Genomic DNA, 7,352 nt, shown 5'->3' on the forward strand with positions numbered 1-7,352 from the left:
GACATTGTTAGACATGCCCCAAAAAGTTAGACACTTATTTGGGGCATGTCTAATTCATTGGGTCTTTTCTTTTGTATATGGAGATATGGTTTATTTTTTGCTTTTGAACAGATCTATCCCCTTTTGCAGGTAAGCAGCATAGCTGTCCACATTGTAGTCTGCCCCTGTAGGTGGCAACAGCACATTACCTTCCGTATCCACAATAACATACAAAGGCTGTGAGTTGCTGTTGAACGATGAAGCCTGAAAGTCGCTGTTCTTCTTCCCTATCGTGTTAATCTTCTTGCCGCTGAAGCTTGAAACATACTGCTCCTCCGCCGGCAGCTCCGTCTTGTCATCCACAAAAAGCTCGGCCATCACGAACTCCTCGCGCAACAGCTTGGCAACCTTCACGTCTGTCCAAACGTTGGCCTCCATCTTGCGGCAGTTCACACAGTTCCATCCCGTGAAGTCTATCAATACCGGCTTATTCTGCTCCTTGGCTGCTGCCAATGCCTCCTCATAGTCGTAGTACGGGTCAAATCCCTTAGGCGTTCCCCGCTCATGGAAGATCTCATAATATTTCTTCTGAACCTTCACTCCACTGTCTCCCGACCCGTATTCCCCTCCCTGAACCGACGACAGATCAAAATCCTGTGTGGCACTAGGGGGAAGAAAAGCACTGATCGCTTTCAATGGCGCTCCCCACATCCCCGGAATCATATACATCACAAAAGAAAAAACGATAATCGCCACAATCGTTCGAGGAACAGACATATACGACAGCTCACTGTCATGGGCAAACCTAATCTTGCCAATGAGATAAAGCCCCATAAGACCGAAGATGGCTATCCACAAGGCCAGAAAAACTTCCCGGTCCAGCCAGTTCCAGTGATAAGCCAAGTCTACGTTCGACAAAAACTTCAACGCCAAGGCCAGCTCCAAAAAGCCCAAAACCACCTTCACGCTGTTCAGCCACCCTCCAGACTTTGGCATGGACTTCAGCAACGAAGGAAAGCCCGCAAAAAGAACAAAAGGAACCGCCAAGGCAATAGAAAATCCAAGCATGCCGACCGCTGGCCCCAAACGCTCCCCCTTGGAGGCCGCCTCTACCAACAGCGTCCCTATGATAGGCCCCGTGCACGAAAAAGAAACCAACGCCAGACTGAAAGCCATGAAGAAAAGACCCAGCAGACCCCCGCGGTCCGACTTGGCGTCTATCTTGTTAACAAAAGAACTTGGTAGCGTAATCTCGAAAGCCCCAAAAAATGAAGCCGCAAAAACAACCAAAATCACAAAAAAAACAAAATTGAATATCCCGTTGGTCGACAGCTCGTTCAACGCATCCGAACCAAAAGCTATCGTCACCAGCATACCCAAAGCAACATAAATCACGATGATGAAAAGCCCGTACAGCAACGCCTGAGAAAATCCTTGGGCATGAGACCCCGAACGCTTGGTGAAAAAGCTCACCGTAAGAGGAACCATAGGAAAAATACAAGGCATGAAAAATGCCGCAAAACCACCAAGAACACCCGCAATGAAAATCCCCCACAGCGAAGAATCCTGAACATCAGACTCCATAACGGACATCGACAAGCTCTGTTCGCCCTCTACTGCAACGGTATCAACCTCCTCAACAGAACTATCCGATCCATCCGTGAACTCCAGCCCCTCCACATCAATAAATGCAGAACTTTCAGTAGTGTCTTCCATAGATTCTACACTCTCCACACGGATTAAAGTGTCAGAGCTTTGCGCCTGTGAAAAAGTAACAGCTGCTAACAAAGCTATTACCCAGCATATTTTTCTTATCATGATTTATAATGAATTAGTAACAACTTCTATTAAAGATTAGCCGAACATAAAGCTCGGCCAATCTATTTTTTAACACAAACAACCCTAAACATAATTTAGGATGAAACACAAATTACTGTCGCAAATTAGCAAACAATAGGCTTTTCCAGACGTGCAATAGGGGTAAATCCTGTAAATTGTACATCCGTTGAGATATAGCCTTCCTTAACAGGTTCTTCTCTCACAAGGTCAGTACTCAAATATTTTTTGTTGTCATCAGCCAACACTGTCACCACCACTGCGTCTGCTCCCAGCTGCTCTTTGATTTTTATTGCTCCTATAACGTTGGCCCCCGAGGAAATCCCAACAGCAAGGCCTAACTCTTGTGCCAGCTTCTGTGCCATAATGATAGAGTCTCCATCCGAGGCACAAACTACCTCATCCAGTTCATCAAGATTGACTATTGCCGGAATAAATTCATCCGAAATACCTTGAATCCTATGTGCTCCAACTTTATATCCTGTTGTCAAGGTAGGACTTTCCATAGGTTCTAGCGGATGTACCTTTACCCAAGGATTGTGCTGTTTCAACTGACGCCCCACACCCATCACGGTTCCTCCTGTCCCCACGCCGGCGACAAAAGCATCAGCCACCAGATTTCTAGCACTCAACTGCAGCGCAATTTCCTTACCAGTGGTAAACTCATGTGCCTCAGCATTATATTGGTTTTCGAATTGTCGTGGCAAGAAGACCCCTCCCCGGGCTGCCAGCTCCTCACTAAGCTGTATGCTTCCCAAAAATCCTCCTTCTTCCTTGCTAATAAGCTGAATTTCAGCACCCAGACTTTTGATGATATCTATACGCTCCTTACTCAGCCAGTTAGGCATAATGATTTTCACCGTATGACCTAACGACCGGCCTATCGCCGAAAAAGCTATACCCGTATTGCCACTTGTAGCTTCTACAATCATATCGCTAGGCGAAATCTGACAATTCATATAAGCCTTGTAAAGAATATACAAAGCCATACGGTCTTTGATACTTCCCGTCAAATTATAATTCTCGCACTTAACAAAAATTCTCCCCGGCTTCCCCTTATAAGTGTATTGAAGTTCCAACATTGGCGTATTGCCCACTAAACACCATAGATGGCTAAACCTGTGATCTAGTTCCGGAGATAAGCATTTATGTACCGTTGAAATCATGTATCCGTCTTAATTTTTTTAGCACAGCAAAAAAACACACTATCAATACATTTTTCAAACAAACCACAACAAAACAAAAAACTTAACAGAAAAGTATAAGATATTCCAAAAAAAATACAAAAACCAGACGCATTATAATTACTCCTCGAAAAAACATCCAGCGAGGAATTCTCCATTTGCAAAACAAAAGAAGGAGAAGCGTATTGCTTCTCCTCCTTCTTAGCACTATATCTTCAAATTTCTTTACCGAAAACTAGCGAATCTTTTTGGCAATAAGTTTTCTTTTAACGGCTAGTCTTACGTAATCATAATAAAGACCTGCCAGAAGAAGCATACCGGCACCAAGCAGCACAAACATTTGGATTTTCGAATAAAAGATACCACCTAAAAGACCTCCCAAAAAGAAAAAACTAATGATGGTTAGTCGCAGCCGTATGGATGAATACAGTTTTTGTCTTTTAGCTCTCTCCTTATAAAAAAAAGAGTTGAGACACCTCTATACCTAGGTCAGTAAAAAGACCGGTAAGATGCGTAGTACGAACTACAGCATTGGATATACGTGTCACCAAGGCATTCTGCAACCCCATAGCGAAAAGCAACGCATATGCTATAATATAAGGATAGGTCGGAACAAAAAGCTGACCCGTAAAGGCCACAGTAATCAGAATCACACTTTCCACCAAGACAGGAATACGATAAGTGTACCGGTCGTCAATCTTGTGAATAAATTCTATGGCGAACCCTGAAAAAAAAGAACCTAAAAAGAAAAACAGAATATAGAGAAAGTAATGCGTAGCTTCCAGAAACTTCTGCTGGAACACCTCGTCCACAAACATGGCAAAATGGCCGGTAACATTTGTTGTAAGTCGCTGAACAGACAAAAATCCGGCAACATTCACCACTCCCGCCACAAATGATAACAATGAAGCGATTTTAAGATTGTGCGTAAATGTTCTACTCTTTCCCTTATGCCTAAACATACTTCCTAGATGTACTTACAAACAAGAAGACAAATAACGTAAAAATTATTGGATACCCTGAAAGAAATAAAAGCTAACCGACAGAGCATCAACCTGTAAAAGCCTTTTCTCGAATGATTATACGAAGACTTTTTTCACTATCTGAATTCTACCACTACATCATCAGACTGTGGATATCCTACACAAGGAAGGATATACCCTTCTTTAAGCTCTCTTTCCGACAAGGCTTCAGTAGTTAGCATAGTCACTGTTCCCGAAAGACATCTGCTGATACAACTTCCACAATCCCCATTCTGACAAGAATAGGCTAGATCAAAACCCTGATCAAGACCGGCCTCCAAGATAGATGTTCCTGCCGGCACCTTCACCTCATAATCCTTTCCTTTATAGCGTACCGTGATTACATATTCCGTATCGGAGGCTGCGACAGCCGAAGTATCCAATTCAGTATAAAAACTCTCCTTATGGATAGTCTCTTCATTATATCCCAAGCCATGAAGTGTCCGTACTACCATATCCATCAAGCCTTGTGGACCACAGACATAAAATTCTGCCTTATTGCCACGCTGTATCCCCCATTCGTCCAACACAGAAATCAACCTAGACTCGTTTAGACGATGGTCTTCTTTCTTCTTAAAAAGACGTGAGAAGAATCCCGACTTATGTTCTTTCTCTTTCCAATCCTCACTCCAATAATAAACAATTCGGAATCGCTCGGAATATCTTGCTCTCCATTCCTCCAGCTCTGTGTAGAAAATTGTATTATCCCTCGAAGAATTAACATAAAGGAGATTCACTCTCACATGTGGCTCTTCGCTAAGTATAGACTTTATCATGGAAAACAATGGAGTGATTCCGCTTCCTCCTCCTATCATCACTGCTTCTTTGCTTTCTTCCTTACGGACAAAATAGAAATTACCCATAGGAGGTAATGCCGACAACGTATCACCCGGCTTCAAGTTGTCTATAAGATAATTGGACACTTTACCTCCCTCTACCCTTTTTACTGTCACGGACAGAAAACGGTCCGCACAAGAGGCAGAACATAGCGAGTAACAACGTCTTTCTTCTTTTCCATCTATATCACATATCAAAGTAAGATATTGGCCGGAAAGATATGAAACAGGTCTTTCAGGTTGTTCAAAATGTATGGTTATGGCGTCGGAAGTCTCTTTAACAATCTTAGCCACACGTAAGAATAATGTCTCACTCATATATATATTTACGGTTAAAAGATTGCGGCACAAGATACGATTTTCATGAAAGGATATTGTCATTCTAAAAGCATATCGATAACTTCCTCAGCATCCATGTCATGGTGCCTCCATAAGTCTTCAAATATTACGATCTCCTCCAAGGACACTCCCTTTTGCTGTAGACGTGTCGCCGCAGTTGTATAATCTACTCCTAAGGCCTTTAAAGCATCTTCCACCGGCGCTTTCGTCAGTCTTTCCATGATCTGAAGATCTACAGGAGGATAAGTGATCTCTGCAACAACAAGTATTGCCGACAATACCAGAACGGCTAAAGCTGCCGGCAAAAAAACACCTTTTTTGAAATGCCCTCTCAAGGACTTCCAGTTAAGCAGAATATGAAAGGCAGCACAGAATACAAACAGAAGTCCCAGTACTTCGTGCAACACTTCGGTATAGCCGTCCCACAGATGAAACAACATCAACATACCGGTAATTGCCACTACCACAAATATTAAAGATATAAAAGGTGTAACGATATTTCTGTTGATTTTCATGACGATTATTTTAGAGTTGAAAACTGTTTTTCCAAATTGTCGAGCCATCTAACACGTTTCTCATGACTTACACGTTTTACCGACGTAAAACTTATCCATCGTAGATTTCTGTATCCCATAGCTTTAAATACACTTTTGAGCATAGCCTTACGAATTAAATTACCTATAAGCAACGAATACATCAGCTTAGGCTTATTCATCGTCGTAATCATCGTAATACTCTTCAGATTATCCAGCAGAGGTACTAATCCAAATCCTCTAGGATGATGGTCATACACCACTCCCGGAAATAAAACTCGATCAATAAATCCTTTGGTCATAGCAGGCATGATATCCCACCAGATAGGAAATATAAAAATCAGATGGTCAGCCTGCCTAAGGCGCTCGCTATAGTCGATTACCTGAGGATCTATAGGCTGATGATCCACGAAAGCTTTCAGGTCAGCCTTTGTCATAGCCGGACGAAATCCATCATTATCCAGATGAATAACATCTACTTCATGGCCTCCGATCTGTAGGCCTTTGTGTACGGCATGCAGGATAGCGTTGCAGTAGCTCCCTTCATACGGATGGTTGAATACAATAAGCGTTCTCATATTCTCATATAGTATTGTGTTGACAATACAAAATTGAGAAGGCTTCTGCCCTTAGAACGATAACATTTGTTAATAAATGCGAGGATTACTTTCGGTTGCGGATACGACTGAGAGATACCGGTGTGATCCCCAGATAGGAGGCTATGTAGTGCTGCGGGACACGCTGTACTATATGTGGGTATTGACGGATTAATTCTTCATAACGCTGCTGTGGAGTATTACGGAGGAAAGAAAGCATGATTCGTTGGCCCTCAAACAGACGCCGGAAAAGATGCTCTTCAAACATCTTACGCAACGGCGGCTGTTCCTCAATAACTTTTTGAAAATCTCTCTGAGAAACTGTATGCAAAATACAAGGTTCGATACTTTCGATACTGTATAAGCTGGGCTGGTTGGTTCGAAAACTTTCTATAGAAGAAACGCTGTCTCCTTCAAAGAAAAACTGAGTAGTAATCTCCTTACCATCGTGATTAATCCACGTACGAAGACATCCTTTCTCCACGAAAAACATGGTCTTGGAAACTTTACCCTCCTCCAACAAAACAGTACGCGCAGGTACTTCCACACGATTAATATACTTTTCAAAAGGAGACCATAATGTTTTCTTTGACAATCCCATATCATAAACAATATACTAATATAGATTGGAAAATCTACTAAGTCAATGGTGTTCCTTTCTATACTACTCAATCTATCCTCTTTTTGATATTCAACACAGGAACAAACTCTTCCAAACCTTGGTAATATTGTCTCAAGAGGTAACGGTAAGGATCTATGCCGTGATCAAAGTACAGCACTGCATTTTTAAATTTTTCTTTATAGCTTCATTGGCCGACAACACTATGGGTACGCCAGGGCGTACGAAGTAGGTCGTTTTCACCGGATTGGGTAGTTGCAATTCGGGTAAAGATTTGTGAATAAAATCTCCTACATATTTACCCAGATATTTCTGATAAGCTTCGGAAGATTTCTGAGCACTATTTTTCATCTTGTTGAATGCCTTTTGACAAACCATCGTTTCATCCAGACAGATCGTTGAAGCGAG

General features: G+C 42.3%; 8 protein-coding genes and 1 pseudogene. All 9 read right to left on the reverse strand.

Annotated features, from left to right (window positions below; genetic code table 11):
* Positions 1-90: 90 nt before the first annotated feature.
* Positions 91-1,797 carry a protein-disulfide reductase DsbD family protein gene (locus SD31_RS03365; protein ID WP_039053106.1) on the reverse strand — a complete coding sequence of 569 codons (1,707 nt, stop codon included), beginning with the start codon at positions 1,795-1,797 and terminating at the stop codon, positions 91-93.
* Positions 1,798-1,922: 125 nt separating this feature from the next.
* The gene (locus SD31_RS03370; protein ID WP_039053107.1) at positions 1,923-2,981 is read right to left on the reverse strand and encodes a PLP-dependent cysteine synthase family protein; all 1,059 of its coding nucleotides are present in this window, start codon (positions 2,979-2,981) and stop codon (positions 1,923-1,925) included.
* A gap of 253 nt (positions 2,982-3,234) precedes the next feature.
* Positions 3,235-3,381, reverse strand: coding sequence for a hypothetical protein (locus SD31_RS18225; RefSeq protein ID WP_231561119.1), 147 nt, complete (start codon positions 3,379-3,381; stop codon positions 3,235-3,237).
* Between the two features lie 70 nt (positions 3,382-3,451).
* Positions 3,452-3,961, reverse strand: a complete 510-nt coding sequence (locus tag SD31_RS03375; RefSeq protein WP_231561120.1) for a YoaK family protein — start codon at positions 3,959-3,961, stop codon at positions 3,452-3,454.
* Between the two features lie 137 nt (positions 3,962-4,098).
* A complete protein-coding gene (locus tag SD31_RS03380) occupies positions 4,099-5,175 on the reverse strand; it encodes a ferredoxin--NADP reductase (RefSeq protein ID WP_197053510.1) in 1,077 nt (358 codons plus the stop codon).
* 59 nt (positions 5,176-5,234) lie between these two features.
* Positions 5,235-5,711 (reverse strand): DUF4405 domain-containing protein, encoded by a 477-nt coding sequence (locus tag SD31_RS03385; protein WP_039053108.1) that lies wholly within the window; start codon positions 5,709-5,711, stop codon positions 5,235-5,237.
* A gap of 5 nt (positions 5,712-5,716) precedes the next feature.
* Positions 5,717-6,307 carry an NAD(P)H-dependent oxidoreductase gene (locus SD31_RS03390; protein WP_039053109.1) on the reverse strand — a complete coding sequence of 197 codons (591 nt, stop codon included), beginning with the start codon at positions 6,305-6,307 and terminating at the stop codon, positions 5,717-5,719.
* An 85-nt stretch (positions 6,308-6,392) separates the two neighbouring features.
* Complete coding sequence (locus SD31_RS03395) at positions 6,393-6,926, reverse strand: Crp/Fnr family transcriptional regulator (RefSeq protein ID WP_039053110.1); 534 nt, start codon at positions 6,924-6,926, stop codon at positions 6,393-6,395.
* A 153-nt stretch (positions 6,927-7,079) separates the two neighbouring features.
* A pseudogene (locus tag SD31_RS03400) lies at positions 7,080-7,352 on the reverse strand (hypothetical protein); the annotation flags it as partial.

Source organism: Sphingobacterium sp. T2 (assembly GCF_000814685.1).
GTDB classification, from domain to species: Bacteria; Bacteroidota; Bacteroidia; order Sphingobacteriales; family Sphingobacteriaceae; genus Sphingobacterium; species Sphingobacterium thermophilum.

Bases quoted from the DNA above. Each gene is read 5' to 3' on its own strand.
- SD31_RS03395 (WP_039053110.1), bottom strand. From the start codon at position 6,926: ATGGGATTGTCAAAGAAAACATTATGGTCTCCTTTTGAAAAGTATATT.
- SD31_RS03385 (WP_039053108.1), bottom strand. From the start codon at position 5,711: ATGAAAATCAACAGAAATATCGTTACACCTTTTATATCTTTAATATTT.
- SD31_RS03365 (WP_039053106.1), bottom strand. From the start codon at position 1,797: ATGATAAGAAAAATATGCTGGGTAATAGCTTTGTTAGCAGCTGTTACT.
- SD31_RS03390 (WP_039053109.1), bottom strand. From the start codon at position 6,307: ATGAGAACGCTTATTGTATTCAACCATCCGTATGAAGGGAGCTACTGC.
- SD31_RS03380 (WP_197053510.1), bottom strand. From the start codon at position 5,175: ATGAGTGAGACATTATTCTTACGTGTGGCTAAGATTGTTAAAGAGACT.
- SD31_RS03375 (WP_231561120.1), bottom strand. From the start codon at position 3,961: ATGTTTAGGCATAAGGGAAAGAGTAGAACATTTACGCACAATCTTAAA.
- SD31_RS03370 (WP_039053107.1), bottom strand. From the start codon at position 2,981: ATGATTTCAACGGTACATAAATGCTTATCTCCGGAACTAGATCACAGG.